The sequence below is a fragment of the Streptomyces sp. WI03-4A genome (assembly GCF_033792105.1).
Lineage (GTDB): Bacteria > Actinomycetota > Actinomycetes > Streptomycetales > Streptomycetaceae > Streptomyces > Streptomyces collinus_A.
Map to the genome: position 1 here is coordinate 114,741 of NZ_JARAUO010000008.1, position 22,341 is coordinate 137,081.

Below are 22,341 nucleotides of genomic sequence, written 5' to 3' on the forward strand. Positions count from 1 at the left end.
ATCGCCTTGGGGTCATGAGGGCCGGTGCAGGGCCACGACGATCCCGGCGTCGTCCCTGCGGACCGCGGTCTGGTTCAGCAACTGCCCGGCGACCAGGGAGGGGTCCTGGGTGAAGAGGCCGGGGAAGTCGTGCGGTTTCCACCGGTCGCTGAGGCCGTCGGAGTGCATGACCAGGGCGGTGCCGGGCGGGAACGGCATCGTGTGGGTGCGGGCGCGGGGCAGTTGCACGCCGGCGATGCCGGGGGTCGAGAGCAGTCCGTTGCGTCTGTCGCCGTGCGCGAGCAGGGCGGTGATGTTACCGACGCCGCTGAGGTGGACGCGCTGGTCGGCCAGGTCGATCAGGGCGATCGCGGCCGCGGCTCCGCGGCTTCCCCGCAGTCCCTCGTGCACGTCGCGCAGCACGGCTTCGGGGTTGATGTGCCGGCTGGCGCGGAAGGCGGCCCGGGCCTGGTCCGCGGCCCGGGCGGCGAGGGGGCCGTGCCCGAGCCCGTCGCACATCAGCAGCAGCAGGGCCGGCGCGCAGGGGCCGTGAAGGGCGCGGACGGCCCAGGTGTCGCCGCACAGCTGCTCGCCGCTGATCGGGCGGGTCAGGCCGCCGGTCGCGACGGGCTCGGGCTCGGGTGCGGGGCCGTCCGTCCAGAACTGCGCGCACAGGACGGTGCCGCGGCCGGGCAGGGAGTGGATGCCGCTGACGTCGGCGAGCCGCTCGATGGCGCCCATCCCGATGCCGAGGCTGCCGTAGGCGGAGGTGCCGTCGCGCAGCGCGCGCTGCACGTCGTCGATGCCGGGGCCGTTGTCGAGCGAGAGGCACTCGACGCCGGCGCGGTCGCGGGTGCGCACCACGCGCAGGGCGAGGGAGCCGTCGTGGGCGTGCTTGAGAAGGTTGGTGGCCATCTCCGTCACGCACAGCTCGACGCGCGAGACGCGTTCGTCGGACAGGCCGACGGCGCGGGCCAGCTGTCCGGCCTGGCGGCGTGCGGCGGCGGCCAGAGCGATGTCCGCGCGCAGCCAGTGGACATCGCCGGCCTCGGCGACGAGGCCTGTGTTCACCGGCCCCACTTCACAATGCGCACCGTGGTGCCTTTCTCGCTGGAGGCGATGTCGAACTCGTCGACGAGGCGTTTGGCGCCGCTGAGGCCGAGGCCCAGGCCGTTGCCCGACGTCCAGCCGTCCTGCATCGCCACCTCGACGTCCGGTATGCCGGGCCCCTGGTCGCGGAACTCGACGTGGACGCCCGAGCGGCCGGTGTCGGTGACGATGGCGGCGCGCACCACGCCTCCGCCGCCGTAGATGAGCATGTTGCGGCCCAGTTCGCTGGCCGCCGTGACCAGTTTGGTCTGGTGGACCAGGGACAGGCCCGCGCGCTGGGCCAGGGTGCGCACCACCTGGCGTGCGTTGACGACGTCGCTGCTGTGGTCGACCGCGACGCTCTCGGCGGTGTCGGCGAACGGGCCGTAGTCTCTCATGCGCGGCCTGCGGTGAGACGCCGTAGCAGCTTCAGCCCGCGTTCGAGGTTGAGGGCGGTGCGGACGCCGTTGAGGGACAGTCCGAGCTCGACGAGGGTCATGGCGACCGCGGGCCGCATGCCGACGACGATCGTCTCGGCGCCGAGCATGCGGGAGATCGAGGCGTTGGTGGCGAGCATGCGTCCGACGAAGGAGTCGACGATCTCCAGCGCCGAGATGTCGATGACGACGCCCTTGGCGCCGGTGTCGACGATGCGGTGGGACAGGTCCTCCTGGAGGTCCAGCACCGTCTGGTCCTCCAGGTCGAACTGGATGGAGACCAGGAGGATCTCACCGATCTTGAGGACGGGAACGCGGTCGGTCACAGCAGGCCCCGCACGTCGTCCTGGGCGTCCTGGGCGATCTCCTTGAGCGCCTGGCGCAGCGCGTCGGCGAGGGAGGAGTTGGTGGGGATGTCACCGAACTCGATGCCGAGGGCCACGATGGTCTGGGCGATCTGCGGCCGGATGCCGGAGATGATGCACCGGGCGCCCATCATGCGGGCGGCGACCACGGTCTTCAGCAGGTGCTGGGCGACCTGGGTGTCCACGGTCGGCACGCCGGTGATGTCGATGATGGCGTGCGTGGAGTCGCTGTCGACGAGGATCTGCAGCAGCTTCTCCATGACGACCTGGGTGCGGGCCGAGTCGAGGGTGCCCACCAGGGGGACGCCGACGACGCCGTCCCACAGCTTGACGACGGGCGTGGAGAGTTCGAGGAGCTGCTCGGCCTGGGAGGAGATGATCTCCTCGCGGGTGCGGATGTACGCCTCGGTGGTGAGCAGGCCGAGGTCGTCCAGCAGCCGGGCGAACTGCAGGTAGGTGCGGGCCCCCTGTTCGTCGGTGGCGAGGACGGGCTCCAGCACCTCCTTGAGGGCGAAGACGCTGCGGGCCGTCTCGGTGGGGGTGAAGCCCTGCCGGGCGCGGCTGCGCGAGAGCTCGATGAGCAGGCTGCGCGTCTCGCCGAACTGCTCGGCCCGGCCGTTCATGCCGCCCTCGGTGAGGGCCTTGAGGACGGCGTCGTACAACTCGCCCAGTTCCCGCCCAAGTTCGGCGATGCTCAGCCTGCCCTGCAGGTCGTCACCGACCACCCGGGCCCACTGGGCCAGGAACGTGTCCCGCTGTGCGGCCAGTGTCTCGATCAGAGGGTGCGTATTACTGTCAGTGGCCACGTGGTCCTCGCCGAAACAGATAAGTGAATATGCCACGGAGACCATACGGCAGTCGTACTACCCAATGGTCACTTCCTCCGCCAGAGCCTCACTTCCCCCATCGGCACGTCACATTCCTGCCGGTTCCGGACGGCGGCCCCGGCCCGGGATGACCACCCGGGAAGCCGGTCACCGGCGCACACGAAAACGGGAGGCACCCCATGGGGCGCCTCCCGGTCGAAGCGGACGGCGAGGAAAGCGAAGGAACTCGTTTCAGAAAGGAGTTGAGAAGGAAGCCCCTTCATGGCCTCGCCGTGAGGCCAACGCTAGCAGTCAGGTAGGGATCACGTCGCGCAGGTTTACGCAGGTGATGATCCGCGAGTCCGGGTGCAGCCCCTCGGGACGCTCCAGGCCGATGTACGTCACGGGCTCGTCCGGGACCGCTTCGCCGTCCAGGAGCTCCACGGTCGTGGCGTCGCCGGTCATCAGCTCGACCAGGTAACGCACGGTGAGCTGCTCGCGTTCCACGAGGGCGCGCACCACCTTCGACACGGACACCTGGTTCTCCTCGACCCGGTTGGCCGAGGAGATGCCCCTCAGGTAGAGGTGCAGCCACTTCGCGCGCCACCGGCCGTCCTCGGTGCGCTGGAACACCAGCGGCAGCGCCACCCGGCCCGTCCCGCGCAGCTCCGACTTCATCCGCACCGTGCGCGGCTCGAACGGCCGGCCCTTCTGATCGCCCTCGCGCAGCATGAAGCCGAAGAACGACTCCTCGACCTCCTCGAAGCCCTCACCGGCGTAGATGTTGACCTGCGGGACGATGAAAGTGCTGCGCACGCGGTCCAGGGACAGGTCGATGAACTCCGAGGCCCCCTCGGGTGCTTCGGTGATGTCGCCCGAATGCCTGCCTCCCACGGCCGTCAGGGAGGTGTAGGAGAGCCAGGAGTCGGTGCTGTAGTCGGCGTGCAGGAGCAGCGCCGACAGGTCGTAGTCGGTGCGCTCCTCGCTCTCCTTCCAGTACACGAAGAAGCGCAGGCGTTCGCCTTCGACCGCGGAGACCGAACCGCGCGGCAGGACGCCGAGTCCGGGCGCGGTGGCCCGGCCGCTGAGCGGAAGCGCGACGTCGAGGACGTCGGGGTCGAGCAGCAGCCGGCCGGGCGCCGGGAGCCGGCGGCGTATCTCGGCATCGAGGGCGGCGATCAGGCGGTCGCGGTCGGCGGCCGGCAGCGGCGCGCGGAAGTCGGGGCTCACCCAGGCGCGGCCGCGGCGGTTGACGAAGATGCGGGGGTTGTCGCTCTCGCGTGCCCGGTTGTGCAGGTGCTCGCGCACCGAGAGCAGGACCCGGCCGGAGACGTCGGGAGCGGCCTGCACGGCGGCGGCCACCACCGCGTCCCGTTCCTCCTGGTCGGCGGCGATGCGCAGCAGCAGGTCCAGGGTGCGGAACAGCTTGCCGGGAGCGGGCGTGAGCAGCTTCGCCGCACCGGCGATGTCCGCCTCGTCGAGCAGCTTCTCGAGCCGGCTGTCGAAGGAGGGGGCCTGCTTCTCGCCGCGCGCGACCGCGAACACGTCGGCGGCGTGCGGCCAGCGCGGGTACTCATGCGGGTGCAGGCGCTCGCCGAGCCGCTTGAACGGCTCGCGGTGGGTGTGTACGTCGGCGAGCTTGGCGGGGTTCGCCGCGACGACGGCGTCGAGACCCGCGAGCAGCGCCCGGCGCACCGGCCGCGACAGCGCCGTGAACCGGGTCGGCTCCGTGAGCGTCACGTCGCCGCCCGACAGGGCGCAGGCCAGCCGCAGCACGTCGGTGACGGTGTCGAGGAGGAGGCCGGCGCCGGCGCCGAGCCGGGCCTCGTTGACGAGCGCCCGGTTCTCCCGGACCGGGATCGCCTCCGGCTGGGGGCCCGAGGCGCACCGCCCGGCGAGCGTCTTGAGGTCGCGCAGGTCGTCCTCGCCCAGCGGGGTCGTGCTGCCGGCCAGGGCCAGGTACAGGTCGGTGAGTTCGTCGTCCAGGTCCCGGCCCAGGTGCAGGACGGTGATCCGGTCGCCCGCCGAGGCGACCAGTTCGTCCTGCGCCGCGAGCATGTCCTCATAGGTGTGCTGGTAGCGGCCGTAGGCGGGGAGGCTGAGCAGGTCCAGCACCCCGCGCGCCAGTTGGGTCAGCACGTTCTCGCGGGCCTGCTCGTCGCCGAGCGCCGTCGCCAGGCAGCGCATCCAGAACTCTTCGGTGTCCGGCACGTTGGCCGGGAAGTCGAGGAAGTACACGTTGTGCCGGACGTGGTCGCCGGCCATCTCGCGCACGGTGGCCAGCGTGTGCCGGGCGGTGTCCACGACCGCGGCCTCGGACAGGTGCGACAGCCGCTGCAGCAGTTCCGCCGAGAGCTTGAAGCCCGCGGACGTCAGCGCCGCGTCGAACTGCCGCGCGGCGACGGCCCCTTCTCCGGTCGGGCCCTTCGGAGAGGGGAGGCGGTGGGTGTGCCGGATGACCAGCGATTCGAGACGGTGCGCCATCCGGGGATGATCGCAGAGGTGTGCGGACCGGCGCACAGGGGTTTTCGCCCGCCCTGGCGCGGGGGGGGGGCAAGGGGGTTACTTCTGCCGGTAGTTCTGCATGGTCCATCTCCGAAGGCCCGTGATCCACTCTTCGGTGACGGGGGACGCCGCTACTCCCCTCCCCCTTTTTTTGGCTGGACCATCCCCCGCTCTTGTGCAGGACCACCCCCCGCTCAGGCCACCGGCGCACCGGCTGGTGCTCGAAGGAACAGGAGTCCGATTTCCGTGACGTCCCATCGCCGGCCCAAACAGCCGAGCCGCACGCGCGTGAGCGTGCTGACCACCGCGGCCGCCGCCGCCGTCGCGCTGAGCGCGAACGCCGCCCACGCGGCGCCGGGCGAGAAGCTCGGCAAGGACGAGGTGAAGGCGAAGGTCGACCGTCTCTACGAGCAGGCGGAGCAGGCCACCGAGAAGTACAACGGGGCCAACGACAAGCAGCACAAGCTGCAGAAGGAGATCTCCACGATCCAGGACAGCGTCGCCCGCGGCCGGCAGGAGCTGAACAGGCTGCGCGAGGGCCTGGGTTCGATGGCATCCGCCCAGTACCGTTCCGGGGGCCTCGACCCCTCGGTGCAGCTCCTGCTCTCCTCCGACCCGGACGACTTCCTCGACAAGGCGGCCACGCTCGACCAGTTGAGCGGCCAGCAGGTCCAGGCGCTGAAGAAGATCCAGGACAAGCAGCGCGAACTCGCCCAGCAGCGTGCCGAAGCCGCCGAGAAGCTCACGGACCTGGCCGCCACCCGCACCGAGCTGGGCGACAAGAAGAAGGAGGTCCAGGGCAAGCTCGCCGAGGCGCGGAAGCTCCTGAACACCCTGACCGCGAGGGAGAAGGCGGCGCTCGACGCCGAGCAGCAGCGCGCCAGCCGCTCCTCCGCCGAGCGGGTGGACATCGGCCACCACGCCCCCGCGACCGGCCGGGCCGCCGCCGCGTTCGCGGCCGCCCAGAGCCAGCTCGGCAAGCCCTACGTCCGCGGTGGCACCGGCCCCTCCTCCTACGACTGCTCGGGCCTGACCTCCTGGGCCTACGCCCAGGCCGACGTGTCCATACCGCGCACCTCCGAGGCGCAGTCGGGTATCGGTACCCGGCTCACGCGCAGCCAGCTCCAGGTCGGCGACCTGGTCTTCTTCTTCAACGACCTGCACCACGTGGGCCTGTACGCGGGCAACGGGCAGATCCTGCACGCCCCGCGCACCGGCACGGTCGTCCGGTACGAGTCGATGGACACCATCGGCGGCCCGTTCATGTTCGGCGTCCGCGTCTGACGCGTCGCCCGACGGGCGGGCCGGGGGCCGGGGCAGTGGTCCGGGGCTCGGGTGGTGGGTGGGCGGGCCGAGGGGACCGTTCGGGGCGGACTGGGGGTGCAGGGGACGACCACCCACTACAAAATAACGAATATGGAACGAATGCCCGAAGATGAGACGGCATGCCCGGATACCGGTCGGCAGACGTCCGGCCGGACGGACGGCGGGCCGGACGGGACGGGCCCGGAGCGGGGCAGCACCGACGCGATCGGCTGTCCTTTCGACTTCAGTGAGGACCTCGCGTTCGATCCCGCGCTCGCCGACCTCATGGAGCAGGGCCCGGTGACCCGCATCCGCCTCCCCCACGGCGAGAGCGAGGCCTGGCTGGTCACCAGTTACGGCGGGGTGCAGCAGGTGACGACCGATCCCCGCCTGAGCCGGGCGGCCATCGTCGGCCGGGACTACCCGAGACTGACGCCGGAGCCGATCGTCTCACCCGAATCGATCAACGTCATCGACCCGCCCGACAGCCAGCGTCTGCGCAGAGCGGCGACGCAGGCGTTCACCAAGCCCCGGGTACGGCGCATGAGGCCGGCCATCGAGCAGGTGACCGGCGCGCTCCTGGACGAGATGGCCGCCCACGGCCCACCCGCCGACCTGGTGACGCACCTGTCCCTGAAGCTGCCGCACCACACCATCTGCGAACTGCTGGACGTGGACCGGGCCGACCGTGCCCCCCTGCTGCAGTACACCCACCGGATGCTGACCACCGCGCCCGGCCGCAAGCAGGAGTCCGCCGACGCCAAGCGCCAGCTGCGCGCCTACTTCGGCCGTCTGGTGCGCCAGCGGCGCGACCGTCCGGGCGACGACCTCATCAGCACCCTGGCCGCCGCTTCCGACGAGCCGCTCAGCGACGACGAACTGGCCGTACTGGCGATGACGCTGCTGCTGAGCGGCAACGACACGGCCACCTGCCAGATCAGCAACATCAGCTACACCCTGCTCACCCAGCCGCACTGGTGGGAGCGCCTCGTCGCGCACCCCGAGCGGCTGCCCGAGGTGCTCGACGAACTGCTGCGCATCATTCCCTTCCGCAAGGGCGTCGGCATCCCGCGCCTCGCGCTGGCCGACGTCGAGATCGACGGGACCCTGGTGCGCGCCGGCGACTTCGTCCACGTGTCCTACCTGACCGCCAACCGCGATCCCGAGGTCTTCCCGCGACCTCACGCGTTCGATCCCGACCGCCCCTCGCGCCCCCACATGACGTTCGGCTGGGGCGGACACCACTGTGTCGCGGCCCCGCTCGCCGTGGAGGAACTCCAGGTAGCCCTCGGCGCTCTGCTCACCCGCTTCCCCGGGCTGCGTCTGGCCGTGCCCAAAAGCGAGCTGCGCTGGGACACGGAGACCATCCGGCGCTTCCCCCTGGAGCTGCCGGTGACGTGGTAGCCCGCGCTCCACGGACGCCGGGCTCCTGCCGGGGCCGCCCCCGGCAGGAGCCCGGCGGCGATCCAGCGGCGATCAGCGGCGATCCGGCGGCGCGAACACCCCGGCTCCACCCGGCCCGGCCGGCCAGCGAACGAGCGTGCCGGTCCCGGCCGGCCACCGAACGAGCGTGTGCCGGTGCCGCTACCGGCGTGCGCGGCGGATGCGTACGGGGCCGCGCACCTCGGCCTCGGTGACGGGCCGCCCGGCCTGGGTCACCTCGACCTCGCCGGCCGCCACCAGCCGCCAGGCCGCTCGGCGGGCCGGTTCCATCAGGTCCCGCCAGCCCTCGCCGTCCCCCTCGTAGGCCTCGCGCGCGGCGTCGGACGGACAGATCGAAGCGGTCTCGGCACGGCGCTCCAGCAGGTCCACGATGACCCGCTCCAGCCGCTGGGTGAGCTGTCGGTCCGTCTCCGCCACGCCCTCCAGTGTGGCACCGCCCGCACAGGGCGAGACGGCCACGGACGCGAGCCGACCGGCACGGTACGCCGCCGGTCGGCTCCGCCGTGCTTCGTGCCTCCCGCCGGCCCGTAGAAGGACTGTGCCGAAGGACTCCGCAGAAGGACTCCGCTGAAGGACTCCGCCCTTCGGCCGATCAAGCGCGCCGGACGCGGCGCCGAGAAGGATCAAGCGGAGTCGCTCTCATCCCCGTGTTCCGGTGTTCCGGTGCGTCCTCCGTGCCCCAGGCCGCCCGACGACGGCGGTCGCGTAGCCCGGCCGCCGGGCCCGGAGGAGATCCCGTATGCGCGTCCTGCTGCCCCTGAGCGCCCTCACCACCGGCACCCTGCTGCTCGCCACGCTCGCCGGCGCGGCTCCCGCCGTGGCGGACCACCAGGTGGGCGGCACGCCGCTGGTGAAGGTGTCCCCCGGTGACCCGTACGCCAAGTGCACCATCGGCGCGCAGTCCCCCGACAGCGTCGTCTACCCGGGCACCGAGGTCGAGCCGTACCTGTCCGTCGACCCGCGGGATGCCAGGCGGGTGGTCACCGTGTTCCAGCAGGACCGCTGGAGTGACGGCGGCGCCCGCGGCCTGGCGGCCGCCTGGAGCACGGACGGCCGCAGCTTCCACCGCAGCACGCTGCCGTTCAGCCTGTGCGCCCCCGGCGGCGCGGACTTCGAACGGGCCTCCGACCCCTGGGTGAGCACCGGACCGGACGGCACCGTCTACGCCGGCGGGGAGGGCGTCGACTTCACGCGGAGCACCCGCAGCGCCCTCCTGGCCGCCACCTCCCGCGACGGCGGCCGCACCTGGCACCACCTCACCACCACGCACGTCGAGGAGCAGCCGTTCTTCAACGACAAGCCCTCGCTCACCGCCGACCCGGTCCGCAAGGGCACCGCCTACCAGGTCTGGGACCGCCTCGACAACGACCCGCCCGGCCCCAGTTCCCTGGACGGCCCGGGCTACATCTCCCTCACCCGCGACGGCGGCCGCACCTGGAGCAAGGCCCGGCCGTTCGTCCGCACCGACGCCGTGCCCAACACCCAGACCATCGGGCATGTCATCGTCGTCGACCGGCGCACCGGCACCCTGCACGACTTCTACGACTCGCTCACCTACTCCGACGACCTGAACACCGTCACCGAAGCCCACTACGCGACGGTCACCTCGCACGACGCCGGACGGACCTGGAGCGCCCCGGTCACCGTGGCCCGGGACACCTCCGTCCCCGAGGTCGACCCGAACGACCCCGCCAAAACGCTGCGCGCCGGGTCCACCCTGCCCAGCCCGGCCGTCGACGCCCGCACGGGTGCGCTGTACATGGCCTACGAGGGCTCGGACTTCTCCGCCGGCAAGTTCGACTCCGTCCAGCTCGTGCGCTCCACCGACGGCGGACGCACCTGGCGGGCACCCGAGCTGGTCAGCCCGAAGGGCGTGCCGGCCTTCTCCCCCTCGATCGCCGTCGACAAGCGGGGCACCCTCGCGCTCACCTACTACGACCTGCGCTTCCTCAAGCCGGGCAACACCACCACCCTGCCCACCGCCTACCAGTTGGCCACCTGGCCGCACGGGAAGCCCGGGCGCCGCAGCGAACGGCGGATCTCGCCGGTCTTCGACTGGCTGCAGGCGCCGTTCGCCGGGGGCTACTTCCTCGGCGACTACCAGGGCCTGGCGGCGGCCGGCACGGGGGTACGGGCGGTGCTCACCCAGACCCACTCCGGCGCGCCGCACAACCGTACGGACGTCTACAGCGGCACTTTCCGTACCCGGTGACCGGACCGGGTGCCGCGACAGTACGGGTGAATCTCACTGCCCGGTCGGCCGTGCGGAACCGGCAGAGCGGCATGGCGTGATCGCCGACACGGGATACAAGGCGAAAACCCCCACTTGAGAGGCCACCTCCCCCATGCGCCCTCGCTTTTCGCTAGTCGCCTGCGCCGCGGCGACCGCCTTCACCGCGACCCTGTCAGTCGCCCTGGCCGCACCCGCCGCCCTGGCGGGCACGCAGGCGGGCGGGGGCAAGCACGAGCCCTGGGTGGTGCGCTCCGCCGTGCAGCGCACGGACGCCCAGGCGTTCCGTTCCCTGTGCAAGACGAAGCAGGGCACACCCGATCGCGTCACGTTCCCGCTCTTCAAGCACAGCAAGGGCTTCACCGCCGTGCAGGACTTCAAGAGCCGGCGTGCGGACGGCTCGGTGTTCTGGAGCGGCCACGACCCGAAGAACGCGCAGCACACCATCTCCGTGACCGTCCTGGGGGCCTGCGCCAAGAAGAAGGGGCCGGTGACCCTCTCCGGCGTCATCACGGACGGCTCCCGCGACTACTCGTACCAGCCGGTGCCCAAGCACCCGGGCAAGTACCTGCTGCAGGAGATCAACCCGCTCAAGCTGCCGCCCAGCGGGCGCGGTGTCGACACGGTTCCCGTCTCCGGCAAGCCGTACAGTTCGCGGACCGCCGCCGCGCGGGCCACGCCCAACGACCCGGCCGCCATCGACATCGTCGTCGGCTACACGCCGGCCACGGTGGCCACGGCGGGCAGTGTCCAGGCGGTGCTGACCCGCATCACCTACGGGGTGAACCAGCTCAACAGGGCGCTCGCCTTCAGCGGCGTGCCGGCCAGCGTGCACGTGGTCAACACGTACGAGACCGCGGCCACCAACGTCCCCCGTGAGAACGTGAACACGCTGCTGGCCATGATCAGCAACCCCACGAACCTGACCCTCGGCTCCACCGCCTCCGCCCAGCGGCAGCGTTACGGCGCTGACCTGGTGGCGCTGATCGCCGCCGTCCCGTTCGAGGACAGCTCCGGGGCGGCGAACCTGCCCACTCCGAACGCGTCCGCGTCGACCGCCGGCGCCGCGTTCTCGGTCACCAGCCTCGGGTCCATCACGGCCTGGGAGAACCTCGCGCACGAGATCGGCCACAACTTCGGGCTGCAGCACGACCGCCTGACGGTCACGAGGCAGGGCGGGACCACCCCCGCGGGCACGTTCAACTACGGCTTCGTCACGGCCAGCGGGCAGAACCGTACGCTCATGGCCTACAGCAACGCCTGCCCGGTCCCGTGCAACGTGGTCAACGCCTACTCCAACACCGAGCGCACCTGGAACGGCGAGGCGCTGGGCAACGCCAACAACAACAACGCAGCCTTCGCGCGTCAGAACGTCGACGCCGTGTCCGCGTACCGCACCTCCCTGGTGACCAACCGCCACTCCCTCAACCTCTCCCACGACCCCGAGGGCGCGGGCACGGTCCGGGTCAGCGAGTACGGCCCGTACGACCCCGGTACGCAGGTCACCGTCACCGCCGTGGCCAACCCCGGCTTCCGGTTCGACGCCTGGGCGGTCGACGGCATCGAGCTGGAGGGGAACAACCCGAGCTACCAGCTCACCATGAACGCGAACCGGACGATCAACGCCCTGTTCGTCCCGACCACGTAGCCGTACGCGGTCTGCGGGTCGGCGGTCTGCGGGTCTGCGGTCTGCTGGTTTCCGGCTGCCGCGCCACGTCCGCCGCGTCAGCCGCGTCAGCCGCGTCAGCCGCGTTCGATCGTGACCGTCACCCGGCTGCCGGGGGCGGCCAGCACCCGGGCCGGCCCGTCCGGCCCGCGCACGACGCTCGCGCCGCCCGTGGCCGTGATCCGCCAGGTGCCCGGCGGCACGGACAGCACGGTCACCCGCGAGCCCCGCGCCCCCGCGCGGTACGTCAGCTCGTACACGCCCCGCCCGGGGTCGTACGACGCGCGGACGGCCCGGCCCGCGACGCTTGGCGCGTACGGCTCGACGGTCAGCTCCTTGTTGGGCCGGAACACGCCGGCGTCGTCGACCGCGCAGTACCCGCCGCCGTAACACCACACATAGCCCGCCCAGCCGGACGTGTAGCGGCCCAGCGAGGCCATGGCGTCACGGTAGAACCGGCTCATGTGCGGCAGGCCGCTGGCGGGCGGCCCCCATTCACCGACGACGACCGGCACCCGGTACCGCTCGGGGTAGGCGGTGACGGCCCGCTCGTACGCCTCGATCCAGCCGGCGCCGGGGTCGTAGTCGGAGCCCGCTTCCATGGCGGAGTCGTAGAAGTGCGGCGCGTACACGACGCGCGGGTCCTCCACGCGGCCCAGCCCGGTCGGGACGCCCTCGCCGACGATCGGGGTGGGCTCGACGAACACCCAGGCGTCCCGGTCGGCCGAACGCACCGCGTGGGCGAGGCGGTTGTACATCGGGGTCAGCTGATCGCGTTCGATCCGGCGGGCCGCCGTCGCCAGGTCCTCCCCCGGACGCGCCTCGCCCATCGGCTCGTTGATCAGGTCGTAGCCGAGGACGGCCGGGTGGTGGGCGAAGCGGGCGGCGAGGGTGCGCCACATCCGTGTCTGGGCGCTTCGCAGATCCGGGTCTTCGTAGAGGTGGGTGAAGGCGCGCTGCACGGCGGGCTCGAAGTATTCGGCGAACCAGTCGTCCGGGTGCGCGGTGAACGGCAGTTGGTCGGTCCTGGTCGCCCACGCGGGGATGCCGCGGTGGCCGAAGGCCGGGCCGAAGACGTCCTGGTGGGCGTCGATCACGACCTTCACGCCGTAGCGGTCGGCCCAGTCCAGGATGCGTCCGACCTTTCGCAGGTAGCCTTCGCTGTAGTGTCCGGGCCGCGGTTCCAGGTCGTCCCAGAAGACCAGCAGCCGGGCGAAGTCGAAGCCCTGGGCCCGCAGGTCACGCAGATGGCGCTCGGTGATGGCGGTCAGTGCCTGCTCGCCGCGATGGGTCTTGTCCTCGATGTTCCAGCCGCGCAGGGTGAGGACGCGTCCCTGCCGGTCGGTGAGCCGGGGGATGTCCTGGCCGCCGCTCCCGGCCCGCGGTAAGGCGGTGGCGGTGGTGGGGACGGTGGTGGTGGCGGGGATGAGCAGCGCGGCGGCGATCGCGGCGGCCCTCAGTAACGCTCGCAGCACGGTGAACCTCCGGTGTGGCGGTGTCCGTTCGTGCCGCGCATCCCACCAGCCGTCGCACCACTGTTCAAGGCCCTGCCTGTCCCTGTCTCAGGGCCGGCCCTGGAGCGCCGGGGCCTGCGGCACCGCGAGGTCCTCGTAGAGCCGTCGGCGCTGGCCGGGGCTGAGGGTGGTGGTGGCCGCGGCGAGGAGTTCGGCCGCCTGGGCCGGTGCCGCCTCGACGGCCCCGCCCATGAGCGCCGCCCGCACGGCCGGCGGCAGTGCGGGCAGCATCCGGCGCAGGTCGCCCAGCGCTTCCTCGGGGCTGCGGGAGGCGCGGAAGGCGGTGAAGACGGCGGCCAGCTCGGCGTCGCCGGCGTACTGCCACAGGGCCGGCATCGCGACCGTCTCCTCGAGGTGGAGGTGGGCGAGGTAGGCGCTGATGACCTCGTTCAGGGCGAGGTAGAGCGCGTGCTGGGCCTCCGGCAGGGTCTCGGCGGGGGTGCCGGGCAGTGCGCGTGCCTGCTCGTCCAGGGTCGTGAAGGCGGCGTCGAGGCGTAGGTGTTCGGCCTCCAGTGCGTCGGCCGCCTCGGGGGCCCGCTCCCGCAGGAGCTGGTGGATGAAGGTGTCCTCGTGGTCGGCGTGCTCGCGCAGCTCCCGCGTCATGGCCAGGCAGCGCTCCGCCTGCTCGGCGGCGGCCGTGCCGGGGGTGAGGTCCGCGGCGCCGAGCTCGGTGGCGAGGGTGAACAGCCGCGCACGCTGTCCCATGTGGACGTTCCGGTAGAGGTCGATCTTGGGCATGGTCTGTCCTTCGGGTGGCCGATCCCGTACTGTGACAACACATTGTCTTGCTAGCAACATGTTGTCAAGAGAGGTTGGGTGCGATGCCGGACGAGACAGCACGACTGGTCGCCGACGTCTTCGAGGCGGCCGGCGCCCTGCGCCGGCTCGGCGAGCGGACCGCCGCCGCGGAGGGCCTCACCCAGGCCCGGTGGCAGGTCCTCAGCGTCGCCTCCGACGACCCGCTCACCGTCCCGCAGGCCGCGCGCCGCCTCGGCGTCAGCCGCCAGAACATCCAGCGCGTCGCCAACGACCTCACCTCCCTCGAACTCGCCGCCTTCGAGCCCAACCCGGACCACCGCGGCTCCCCCCTGCTGACCCTCACCCCCCGCGGCAGGCAGGCACTCGACCGCGTCACCGCCCGGGCCGAAGACCTGCACCGCACCCTCTTCGCGGCCATCCCCGACGAGGAGATCCGCGCCACCCGGGCATCGCTGCGCCGCCTGCTGTCCGAACTCGACCGCCATGAAGGAGAGGTGGGCAGGCACTAGGGCGGCAGATCACGTCGCGGTCACGATCTCCCGGCCGGAAAACCGGTCATTTGCACTGAACCGCAGGAAGGCGAGGGGACGTTCACCCCGTTTCGCCCGCTGTGCCCCGCCCTCGTCGGCCGAGCGGCACCTCCGGGCCCGGGCCTGCGGCGTGAACTCGAATGCCCGCTCCTGCGGAGTGCGATTGACCGGTCCGCACGAGTGGCCCGGAGGTACGACACACAAGGAGCTCCATGTGAGAGCACTCTCTCGACCGGAGGGTCGACGAGATCCCGCCGAGGATGCGGCTCTGCTCCAGGACCATGACGCCTCCCGGGGGTTCGCCGCGCTGTACGACCGGCACGCCCCCGACCTCCACCGCTACGTCGCGCGCCGCCTGGGCGCCGGGCTGGCGGACGACGTCGTGGCGGAGACCTTCCTCGTCGCGTACCACCGCCGGCAGCGCTTCGACCCGGCCCGGGGCGAGGTCCGCCCGTGGCTCTACGGGATCGCCGGCAACCTGATGTCCCAGCACCGGCGCCTCGAAGTGACGCAGTACCGCGCGCTGGCCAGGACCAGCGTCGATCCCGTGGTGGCGGACTGCCACGACAGCACCGACGACCGGGTCGCCGCCACCGCGGTCACCCGCCAGCTGGCCGCCGCGCTCGCCCATCTCTCCAAGGGCGACCGGGACGTGCTCCTGCTGATCGCCTGGGAGTGCTTCTCCTACGAGGAGGCGGCGCAGGCGCTGGAGATCCCGGTCGGCACGGTGCGCTCGCGGCTGCACCGGGCGCGCAAGAAGGTCCAGAAGGCTCTTGGTGGGGTGGACCCCACCGCGGTACGCGAGGAGTGCGCGGATGGATGACATGACGCTGCTGCGACGGATGCGCGCCGAGATCCCCCGTCCCGACTCACAAGGGCTGGCAGCCGGGCGGGAGCGGATGCTGGCAGGGATCGGGCAGCGGCCGGATGACGCTCCGGCCCGCTCGCGCGGGGCGGGCGGGGGTGTGGGCGGGAGGAAACGGGATGCCGGAGCCGCCGTGTCCACGGGCCCGCTGCGGCCCCGTCTGCTGGGCCGGCCGGTCGTCCCGCTGCGGCCCCGTCTGCTGGGCCGGCCGGTCGTCCGGGCCGTCCTGGCGACCGCCGTGGTGGCCGCCGTCGTCGGTGGTGCGGTGGTGGTGGTCGGCGCCATCCGCGAGGAGCGGCCCGCGGCGGCGCCGGGCCCCGTCTCTCCGCGTCTGCGACCGGTCAGCGCCGCCACCGTCCTCAAGGCCGCCGCCGCCACGGAGCGGCGGCACGAGAAGCGGCTCGCCCCGCGTGACGACCAGTTCATCTACACGAAGGAGGTCGTCAGGGAGACGGAGACCACGACGGGCCGGACACGGACCTTCGTCGACGAGAACTGGCGCTCGGTGGACGGCTCCCAGCGCGGGTGGACGATGGAGGTGGGCAAGGGCTGGTGGTCACAGCCGCTGAAGCCCAACGAGTCGATCTGGCCGCCCGCCCGGTGGCAGGAGCTGAAGAAGCTGCCCACCGATCCCGCCGGCCTGGTCCTCACCGTGCGCAAGCAGCTGACCGGCGGCAGGCCGGCGCCGATCGCCGACATCAGGGCGCAGGACTGGCCGACGATCGAGTTCGGCCTCGTCGGGCTCCTGCACCGGACGCCGGTGATGCCGCCGGGGCTGCGCGCGGCCGCGTTCGAGGCGCTCGGCATGGTTCCCGGCGTCACCGCGACCGCTGGCGTCACGGACACCGAGGGGCGGGCGAGCATCGCGATCGCCTACCAGGACCCCTTCCACCAGTTGCCGACGAGCGATGTCCTCATCTTCGCCGACAACACCTACGACTTCCTCGGCTACGCCGACACCCGCACCTCCGACAGCGGCGGGAAGAGGAAGACGTACAAGCGCACCTTCACGCTCGAAAGCCATGCCATCGTCGACAAGGTCAAGCAACGACCCTGAACCGGCAAGCCACCTACGGCCGGGCCGAACAGCCTCGCCACCCCGCCATCGAGAGGAATCATGCGCCGCACCGCCGTCTCCACCTCCCTCATCGCCGCCTGTTGCCTCGGACTTCTCACCGCCTGCACCGGCGGCGACCACGACAGCGGGCAGAAGCCGGGTGCGCACACCACACTCAGGCTGAACCAGAGCGCCGACACCGCCGGTGCCGGGGGCCACGGGACCATGCGCATCACCCCCGACACCGTGCTCTACCTCCGCAGGACCAGCAGCGGCACCGCGGAGCACGGTCTGTACGCCGTCGTCACCTTCAGCGCCGAGAACCGCTCCAGGACCCCTGTCACGGCGACGACCAAGACCGGTGGCTTCCGCTGGAAGGCGGCCAACGGACACACCGTCGGCGCCGGGAACAGCAGGAGCGCGGCGAGGATCGCTCCCACGGGCTTCGCCGACGGCGGCCCGACCGTCCCGGTCGGCACCTTCCGCAGGAACACCCTCGCCTTCGACATCACCGACGCCGAGAAGGGCGGCACGCTCGTGTACGTCGACGGCAAGGGTGACGCCTACCGGTGGCGGGTCCCCTCCACCAGTTCGGGGCCTGTGGTCGCGGCGTTGAAGCTCGCACTCACCTGAGTGCCGCCCGGGCAGGGGCCCGGGCAGGGCCGGGCCGGGATCGTCCGCGTGCGGGCGGTCCGGACGATGCGGTGACGACTCGTCATTTCGCCGTTGCGCACACAGCGTCAGGGCGGGGCGGCGGGTCGTGTGCCCGGCCGGCGTCGGGGGCGGGGGTGCAGGGGTGGGCCCGGCCGCAGGGGCGGGGGCGCGAAGGCCGGAACCGTGCTCTGCGGTCGGGGTCGCACGGTCGGGGCTGTGCTGTCCGGTGCGGGACGGCGCGGCCCTGGCCCCGACTACGGCCGATCGGTGGTGTTCATCGCGCGCCCGAAAGGCACCACCGTGTTGCGGAGAGGGCAGGATTCGAACCTGCGTGGGCCCCCAAGGGGGCCCGACCGTGAGGCGAGCTCGCTGGTCCCCGATCAACCACTCCGGGCACCTCTCCCTGTGTCCGGCCTAGGGGGCTGGCCCCCTGCGCCGTTCACAGGACCAACTGTCGCAGGACCGGCTGACAGGACGCTGACACGCATGCGAGCCCGATGCCAGAGACCACGGTCATTGACCTCCTGTGGGCAGGCCTTGACCTTGCCGCAGGGGCAAGCCCCAGCGTTTGGCCATGCGGATCTTCATGGATATCGAGCCGCTGCGGCACAGGGACTTCCGCAGACTGTGGCTCGCGGGTGCGATCACGACGTCGGGTGCTCAGTTCACGGCGGTGGCCGTGCCGATGCAGATCTACGGCCTGACCGGTTCCTCCGCAGACGTCGGACTCGCAGGTCTTGTCGGCTTCGTTCCGATGGTCCTCGGGTCGCTGTGGGGAGGAGCCGTGGCGGACACCGCCGACCGACGTCTGGTGCTGCTGTGCACCAATTCCGGGATCGGGGTGGCCTCGCTGCTGCTGTGGTTCCAAGCCGCGGCCCACCTTCGTTCGGTGGTGCTACTGCTCGTCCTTGTGGGGCTGCAGCAGGCCTGCTTCGGCGCGAACGCCGCCGCAGGCGGCGCAGTCGTCCCACGCCTGGTACCCGCTGCAGTCCTTCCGGCGGCGAACACGCTGCAGTCGACGGCTTCCTGGTCAGCGGGAATCGCGGGCCCGCTGCTGGCCGGCGCGCTGCTGCCTGTGGTCGGGAGCCCCGCGCTCTACTTGATCGATGCCGTGGCGCTCACAGCGACGCTCCTGGCCGTGTGGCGCCTCCCGCCGCTGCCGCCTGTAGGTTCCGGCGGACGCGGCCTTGGCGGGAACGGCGTGTTGGCCGGGCTCCGACTGCTCACCATGAACAAGGTCCTGGTCGTCACCTACGCCGCCGACTTCTCAGCGCTCTTCCTCGGCCTGCCCTACGCGGTGTATCCGCAGCTCGCCGCAGGACTGCGCGGCGCTGACGTCGTGGGCGTGCTGTATGCGGCGATCCCGGTCGGCAGCGTGCTGGCCGGACTGCTGTCCGGGACTTTCACCCGGGACCGTCGCTATGGCGCCGCGATCTGCGGCGCGGTCTGCTGCTGGGGCGGGGCCATCGCCGGGTTCGGCCTGGTCCGGTCCCTGGCGGCGGCTTCGGCCCTGCTCGTCCTGGCCGGCGCTGCGCTCACTGTGCTGAGCGCGTACCGCAAGTCCGCACTTCAGAGCGTCGTCACCGACGAGCTGCGAGGTCGTCTGCAAGGCGCCGACACGGTGATAGCCGCCGGCGGCCCACGCCTTGCGGGCCTGGTCCACGGCGCAGCGGCCTCCGTGGTCGGTCCCATGTGGGCGGTCACGGGCGGGGGCCTGCTGGTGGTGGCAGTCATGCTGGCGCTGTACATGGCGGTCCCGGACTTCCGGCGCTTCGCACTGCCAAGCATCGGGTGACATGTGATCAGGCCGCCGTGGATTCGGCGCGCTCGATCAAGACGCCGTTCTTGAATCTGGCGCCGGAGCGGACGAGAGCGACGAGGTGGGCGCCGGTGATCGCGGCCAGCGAGCCTGGGCGGGCTCGACGAGCTTGAACATCATGGCCAGGGCTACGGCCGGGCTGCCCGCGCCGCGAGTGTCACGGATGAGCCTCTAGCGGACCGCACTGGCGGAGGGGCAGCAGCAGGACCTGGTCGCTTCCCTCAACCGCGGCCTGCTCATCGCCCAGTGGCCGACTCTACGGACGTTGCTCAGCCGTCCCCTGCGCGACGCCTGGGAGGACCACTTCCCTGAGCTGCCGAAGGGGGGTTGTTGCGGAGAGGGCAGGATTCGAACCTGCGTGGGCCCCCAAAAGGGCCCGACCGTGAGGCGAGCTCGCTGGTCCCCGATCAACCACTCCGGGCACCTCTCCCTGTGTCCGGCCCCGGGGTCTGCCCCCTTGCGCCGTTCACAGGACTAACTGTTGCAGGACCGGCTGACAGCGCGCTGACGCGGCGAGGCTTCGGTGGGGTTATTCGCTTTGCTGTGCCGGCATCGGTCGCCGATTCTGGTCTGGTGCCAGGACAGCGGAAGAGGAAACGACGGCAAGAGGCCGCGAGACGGCAGCTCGCGGCACGTGACGCGGTGGGCGCAGGACGGTGGGAAGTGGTCTTCGAGACGCAAGACGAGGAAGAGTGGCAGACCTATATGCGCCGTCTGCGTGCCGGGGAGATCCAGATCGACGAATCGACGCTCCGGATCGACACGCTGTGTGGCCGTCTGGTGCAGCCGACCACGTATCGGCTGAGTTCGTTCGTGGCGGACCCTGCATGCGGGCCCGACGCCGCAGACCGCGTTCATTGATTTTGGCTGCCCGGTACTCACTGCCGATCTGAGCGTGATCGTTTTGCATGGTCTTCGGCCTCGTTTGCTGCCGGGCCGCACGGTTGAGCCTGGAGCCGTTGCTCGTGCTTGCGTCTATCTGCCCACTGCAGGCATTGCCGCTATTCCACGCGGGCTGTCCGGTTCCGTGGTCATGGTGAGGCTCGTGGAGCGATACTAAGAGGCATGTCCGTGCCCTCCACCTCGACGCCGAGCGCATACACGATGCTGCGCGAGCAGTACGCCTCGCGGCTTCCCACGTCCTTGGAGGAGCTCGCCGGGCCGACAACCGGCACGGTGGATCTGCCATTGCACGTCGTATGGTCTGGTCGTCGCTCGTACGGGCTCAGCCAGCCACGGTCACGGATGAGCCTCTACCGCACCGTACTGGCGGAGGGGCAACAGCAGGACTTGGTCGCTTTCCTCAACCGCGGCCTGCTCATCGCCCAGTGGCCAATTCTGCGGACGTTGATCAGCCGCCCCCTGCGCGACGCCTGGGAGGCCCGCTTTCCTGAGCTGCCCGCGGACAAGGACAAGGCCGTCACTGCCGCGTGAGCCTCTCCGACCTGCACCGTCGTCTCCTGACCGACATCCTCGACATCGGGACTCCGTATCCACTGGTGATCACTGGCGGGTACGCAGTCCAAGCTCACGGCTTGGTCGTGAGTGAGGGGCTCACGGAACGTGGTTGGCAGGTCGAACAGATTGAGATTGGTGCTCTCTCCGGTCGGCTCCTTGTTACCGACCCCGATACAGGCGAAGAGTGCGAGGTCGACGTCCTCAAAGAGGTGCTGTGGCACCCTCCCGCATCCAGCGAGTACGGCCCCGTCCTGTCGCTCGATGACGTGATCGGAACTAAGGTGCGCGCCCTTGCCGACAGAGGTGCGGTGCGCGATTTGATCGACGTCCACGCCGCATCCCAGCACCGGTCCCGAGCCGAGCTCGAGAACTTCGGCCGCCGTCACGCCCGATACGAGTTCAGCTTGGAAGACCTGCACGACCGTCTCGCCGGCGCTGAGTGGTGGGATGACCAGGACTACGCCGACTACGGGCTCCAGCCCGATCAGATCGACGCTCTGCGGGCATGGGCTCTGGGCTGGGCCACCGACATCGCCGCACGGCTACAGGTCGAGGAGGACCCCGACGATTTCTGACTAGGTGAGCTGGGCACCGGGGCAAAAGCGCGCCGCGAAGTCGCGGGCCGACCTCGGAGCCAGCGGGTCGGCTGGAAGCTCTCATGCCGGGCAGCCTTCCACCCGGCTTCGACACCCGAAGGGGTTTGTTGCGGAGAGGGCAGGATTCGAACCTGCGTGGGCCCCCAAAGGGGCCCGACCGTGAGGCGAGCTCGCTGGTCCCCGATCAACCACTCCGGGCACCTCTCCCTGTGTCCGGCCTAGGGGGCTGGCCCCCTTGCGCCGTTCACAGGAACAACTGTGGCAGGACCGGCTGACAGCACGCTGACACGCCCGTCCGGTCCTCAGTCCCCCACCGCGCACACGCAGCCTCCTGCCCAGGGCGAACGAAAACGGGTGTCGGGGCGGGACCGTGGGGCCGGATCATGGTCGTATGCGTCCTGATGACTGGCAACTGACCGATGACCCGCGCGAGTTCAGGGAGTGGGCGGGTGGTTTCCTGGGGTCCCGGCCTGCCTTGCACACGGTTCTGCTGACGGTGCTGGCTGCCCTGTGCAGCCGGGGGCGGCATCTGTACAGCGACGAGGCTCCCCTGTTCGGGGTGGCGCGCGGTGAGGACGGGCGGATCGGCGCCGCGTTCCTGCACACGCCGCCGTTCCCGCTTCATCTCAGTCCTGTCGGTGTCGAGGGGGCCGAGGCGCTGGTGGCGCGTCTGGCCGGCGTCGGTCATCGGCTCGCGGGGGTCTCCGGTGAACAGGGCACGGCGGCCGGTCTCGCCGCCGCCTGGCAGCGGCAGACCGGTGCGGCGGTCAGGCTCACTCAGCGTCAGCGGCTCTACGAACTGGACGAGTTGAGTGTTCCCGAGCCGGCTCCTGAGGGGCGGGCGCGGGTGGCCGGGCCGGCCGACCGGGAGTTGTTGATGCGCTGGTACGACGCGTTCAAGGAGGCGGTCGGGCAGAGTGCCGGACAGGGGGCGGGTCCGTGGGCCGACGGCCGCATCGCCCAGGGCGGTGTCACCTTCTGGGAGGCCCCGGACGGCGTGCCGGTCTCCATGGCCGGGGTGACCCCCGAGTCGGCGGGTCAGGTGCGGGTGGCTCCGGTGTACACGCCCGCGCATCTGCGCGGCCGCGGCTACGCGGGTGCGGTGACCGCTCAGGTGAGCCGCGCCGCCGTGGCGGGCGGGGCGGCCCATGTGCTCCTGTTCACCGATCTTGCCAATCCCACGAGCAACGCCCTGTACCAGCGGATCGGTTACCGCAAGGTGACGGACTTCGCGGTGTGGGGGTTCGGGGACTGAGCCGCGCCG

Annotated in this window: 21 protein-coding genes and 4 pseudogenes; 13 read left to right on the plus strand and 12 right to left on the minus strand. The window is 71.3% G+C overall.

What is annotated here, in order from left to right; genetic code table 11:
- Positions 1 to 12: 12 nt before the first annotated feature.
- The 5 genes from PV343_RS11800 to PV343_RS11820 form a co-directional block, all read right to left on the minus strand.
- Positions 13 to 1,059 (minus strand): ATP-binding SpoIIE family protein phosphatase, encoded by a 1,047-nt coding sequence (locus PV343_RS11800; RefSeq protein WP_319146807.1) that lies wholly within the window; start codon positions 1,057 to 1,059, stop codon positions 13 to 15.
- Entirely contained in the window at positions 1,047 to 1,466 is a 420-nt protein-coding gene (locus PV343_RS11805) for an anti-sigma regulatory factor (protein WP_319146808.1), read from the minus strand. The genes PV343_RS11800 and PV343_RS11805 overlap by 13 nt, the downstream gene beginning before the upstream one ends.
- Positions 1,463 to 1,831, minus strand: coding sequence for an STAS domain-containing protein (locus PV343_RS11810; RefSeq protein WP_319146809.1), 369 nt, complete (start codon positions 1,829 to 1,831; stop codon positions 1,463 to 1,465). Before PV343_RS11810 ends, PV343_RS11805 begins: the two co-directional genes overlap by 4 nt.
- Positions 1,828 to 2,676, minus strand: a complete 849-nt coding sequence (locus tag PV343_RS11815) for an STAS domain-containing protein (protein WP_387954930.1) — start codon at positions 2,674 to 2,676, stop codon at positions 1,828 to 1,830. The genes PV343_RS11810 and PV343_RS11815 overlap by 4 nt, the downstream gene beginning before the upstream one ends.
- A 312-nt stretch (positions 2,677 to 2,988) precedes the next feature.
- On the minus strand, positions 2,989 to 5,160 hold the full coding sequence (locus PV343_RS11820; protein ID WP_319146810.1) for a TerD family protein: 2,172 nt from the start codon (positions 5,158 to 5,160) through the stop codon (positions 2,989 to 2,991).
- Positions 5,161 to 5,427: 267 nt separating this feature from the next.
- On the opposite strand from PV343_RS11820, the gene PV343_RS11825 reads away from it, so the two are divergent.
- Positions 5,428 to 6,465 (plus strand): NlpC/P60 family protein, encoded by a 1,038-nt coding sequence (locus tag PV343_RS11825; RefSeq protein ID WP_319146811.1) that lies wholly within the window; start codon positions 5,428 to 5,430, stop codon positions 6,463 to 6,465.
- 141 nt (positions 6,466 to 6,606) lie between these two features.
- Positions 6,607 to 7,890 carry a cytochrome P450 gene (locus PV343_RS11830; RefSeq protein WP_319146812.1) on the plus strand — a complete coding sequence of 428 codons (1,284 nt, stop codon included), beginning with the start codon at positions 6,607 to 6,609 and terminating at the stop codon, positions 7,888 to 7,890.
- Between the two features lie 180 nt (positions 7,891 to 8,070).
- Here the strand turns inward: PV343_RS11830 and PV343_RS11835 are convergent, their stop codons facing one another.
- Positions 8,071 to 8,346, minus strand: coding sequence for a DUF3253 domain-containing protein (locus tag PV343_RS11835; RefSeq protein ID WP_319146813.1), 276 nt, complete (start codon positions 8,344 to 8,346; stop codon positions 8,071 to 8,073).
- A gap of 322 nt (positions 8,347 to 8,668) precedes the next feature.
- On the opposite strand from PV343_RS11835, the gene PV343_RS11840 reads away from it, so the two are divergent.
- Together PV343_RS11840 and PV343_RS11845 are read left to right on the plus strand one after the other, a co-directional pair.
- On the plus strand, positions 8,669 to 10,141 hold the full coding sequence (locus PV343_RS11840) for a sialidase family protein (RefSeq protein ID WP_319146814.1): 1,473 nt from the start codon (positions 8,669 to 8,671) through the stop codon (positions 10,139 to 10,141).
- Between the two features lie 133 nt (positions 10,142 to 10,274).
- Entirely contained in the window at positions 10,275 to 11,807 is a 1,533-nt protein-coding gene (locus PV343_RS11845) for a M12 family metallo-peptidase (RefSeq protein WP_319146815.1), read from the plus strand.
- Positions 11,808 to 11,902: 95 nt separating this feature from the next.
- Here the strand turns inward: PV343_RS11845 and PV343_RS11850 are convergent, their stop codons facing one another.
- Positions 11,903 to 13,300, minus strand: a complete 1,398-nt coding sequence (locus PV343_RS11850) for a glycoside hydrolase family 5 protein (RefSeq protein WP_319146816.1) — start codon at positions 13,298 to 13,300, stop codon at positions 11,903 to 11,905.
- An 87-nt stretch (positions 13,301 to 13,387) separates the two neighbouring features.
- Positions 13,388 to 14,077: a hemerythrin domain-containing protein gene (locus tag PV343_RS11855; protein WP_319146817.1), complete on the minus strand. Its 690-nt coding sequence runs from the start codon at positions 14,075 to 14,077 to the stop codon at positions 13,388 to 13,390.
- An 83-nt stretch (positions 14,078 to 14,160) separates the two neighbouring features.
- On the opposite strand from PV343_RS11855, the gene PV343_RS11860 reads away from it, so the two are divergent.
- From PV343_RS11860 to PV343_RS11875, 4 genes are all read left to right on the plus strand, one after another.
- Positions 14,161 to 14,607, plus strand: a complete 447-nt coding sequence (locus PV343_RS11860; RefSeq protein WP_319146818.1) for a MarR family winged helix-turn-helix transcriptional regulator — start codon at positions 14,161 to 14,163, stop codon at positions 14,605 to 14,607.
- A gap of 235 nt (positions 14,608 to 14,842) precedes the next feature.
- Positions 14,843 to 15,451: an RNA polymerase sigma factor gene (locus PV343_RS11865; protein ID WP_387954842.1), complete on the plus strand. Its 609-nt coding sequence runs from the start codon at positions 14,843 to 14,845 to the stop codon at positions 15,449 to 15,451.
- Positions 15,444 to 16,550: a CU044_5270 family protein gene (locus PV343_RS11870; RefSeq protein WP_319146819.1), complete on the plus strand. Its 1,107-nt coding sequence runs from the start codon at positions 15,444 to 15,446 to the stop codon at positions 16,548 to 16,550. The genes PV343_RS11865 and PV343_RS11870 overlap by 8 nt, the downstream gene beginning before the upstream one ends.
- 60 nt (positions 16,551 to 16,610) lie before the next feature.
- A complete protein-coding gene (locus PV343_RS11875; protein WP_319146820.1) occupies positions 16,611 to 17,183 on the plus strand; it encodes a hypothetical protein in 573 nt (190 codons plus the stop codon).
- Between the two features lie 327 nt (positions 17,184 to 17,510).
- On the opposite strand, the pseudogene PV343_RS11880 reads toward PV343_RS11875, so the two are convergent.
- Positions 17,511 to 17,607: pseudogene (locus tag PV343_RS11880) on the minus strand.
- 171 nt (positions 17,608 to 17,778) lie between these two features.
- Here PV343_RS11880 and PV343_RS11885 point away from each other — a divergent pair.
- Positions 17,779 to 18,999 (plus strand): MFS transporter, encoded by a 1,221-nt coding sequence (locus tag PV343_RS11885; protein WP_319146821.1) that lies wholly within the window; start codon positions 17,779 to 17,781, stop codon positions 18,997 to 18,999.
- Positions 19,000 to 19,006: 7 nt separating this feature from the next.
- Here PV343_RS11885 and PV343_RS40395 read toward each other — a convergent pair.
- Together PV343_RS40395 and PV343_RS11890 are read right to left on the minus strand one after the other, a co-directional pair.
- A pseudogene (locus tag PV343_RS40395) lies at positions 19,007 to 19,179 on the minus strand (IS256 family transposase); the annotation flags it as partial.
- A gap of 177 nt (positions 19,180 to 19,356) precedes the next feature.
- Positions 19,357 to 19,453 (minus strand): annotated as a pseudogene (locus tag PV343_RS11890).
- 233 nt (positions 19,454 to 19,686) lie between these two features.
- Between PV343_RS11890 and PV343_RS11895 the strand changes: the two are divergent.
- The 3 genes from PV343_RS11895 (at position 19,687) to PV343_RS11905 (ending at position 21,056) form a co-directional block, all read left to right on the plus strand.
- Complete coding sequence (locus tag PV343_RS11895; protein ID WP_319146822.1) at positions 19,687 to 19,884, plus strand: hypothetical protein; 198 nt, start codon at positions 19,687 to 19,689, stop codon at positions 19,882 to 19,884.
- Between the two features lie 204 nt (positions 19,885 to 20,088).
- Complete coding sequence (locus PV343_RS11900; protein WP_319146823.1) at positions 20,089 to 20,457, plus strand: hypothetical protein; 369 nt, start codon at positions 20,089 to 20,091, stop codon at positions 20,455 to 20,457.
- Complete coding sequence (locus PV343_RS11905; protein WP_319146824.1) at positions 20,454 to 21,056, plus strand: nucleotidyl transferase AbiEii/AbiGii toxin family protein; 603 nt, start codon at positions 20,454 to 20,456, stop codon at positions 21,054 to 21,056. The genes PV343_RS11900 and PV343_RS11905 overlap by 4 nt, the downstream gene beginning before the upstream one ends.
- Before the next feature lie 131 nt (positions 21,057 to 21,187).
- On the opposite strand, the pseudogene PV343_RS11910 reads toward PV343_RS11905, so the two are convergent.
- Positions 21,188 to 21,284: pseudogene (locus PV343_RS11910) on the minus strand.
- Positions 21,285 to 21,468: 184 nt separating this feature from the next.
- Between PV343_RS11910 and PV343_RS11915 the strand changes: the two are divergent.
- A complete protein-coding gene (locus tag PV343_RS11915; protein WP_319146825.1) occupies positions 21,469 to 22,332 on the plus strand; it encodes a GNAT family N-acetyltransferase in 864 nt (287 codons plus the stop codon).
- Positions 22,333 to 22,341 lie beyond the last annotated feature (9 nt).

What these genes read in the sequence shown, in the direction of transcription:
- PV343_RS11875 (WP_319146820.1), top strand. Translation starts at nt 16,611, where the DNA reads ATGCGCCGCACCGCCGTCTCCACCTCCCTCATCGCCGCCTGTTGCCTC.
- PV343_RS11915 (WP_319146825.1), top strand. Translation starts at nt 21,469, where the DNA reads ATGCGTCCTGATGACTGGCAACTGACCGATGACCCGCGCGAGTTCAGG.
- PV343_RS11885 (WP_319146821.1), top strand. Translation starts at nt 17,779, where the DNA reads ATGCGGATCTTCATGGATATCGAGCCGCTGCGGCACAGGGACTTCCGC.
- PV343_RS11820 (WP_319146810.1), bottom strand. Translation starts at nt 5,160, where the DNA reads ATGGCGCACCGTCTCGAATCGCTGGTCATCCGGCACACCCACCGCCTC.
- PV343_RS11830 (WP_319146812.1), top strand. Translation starts at nt 6,607, where the DNA reads ATGCCCGAAGATGAGACGGCATGCCCGGATACCGGTCGGCAGACGTCC.
- PV343_RS11900 (WP_319146823.1), top strand. Translation starts at nt 20,089, where the DNA reads ATGTCCGTGCCCTCCACCTCGACGCCGAGCGCATACACGATGCTGCGC.
- PV343_RS11860 (WP_319146818.1), top strand. Translation starts at nt 14,161, where the DNA reads ATGCCGGACGAGACAGCACGACTGGTCGCCGACGTCTTCGAGGCGGCC.
- PV343_RS11845 (WP_319146815.1), top strand. Translation starts at nt 10,275, where the DNA reads ATGCGCCCTCGCTTTTCGCTAGTCGCCTGCGCCGCGGCGACCGCCTTC.
- PV343_RS11870 (WP_319146819.1), top strand. Translation starts at nt 15,444, where the DNA reads ATGGATGACATGACGCTGCTGCGACGGATGCGCGCCGAGATCCCCCGT.
- PV343_RS11805 (WP_319146808.1), bottom strand. Translation starts at nt 1,466, where the DNA reads ATGAGAGACTACGGCCCGTTCGCCGACACCGCCGAGAGCGTCGCGGTC.
- PV343_RS11840 (WP_319146814.1), top strand. Translation starts at nt 8,669, where the DNA reads ATGCGCGTCCTGCTGCCCCTGAGCGCCCTCACCACCGGCACCCTGCTG.
- PV343_RS11855 (WP_319146817.1), bottom strand. Translation starts at nt 14,077, where the DNA reads ATGCCCAAGATCGACCTCTACCGGAACGTCCACATGGGACAGCGTGCG.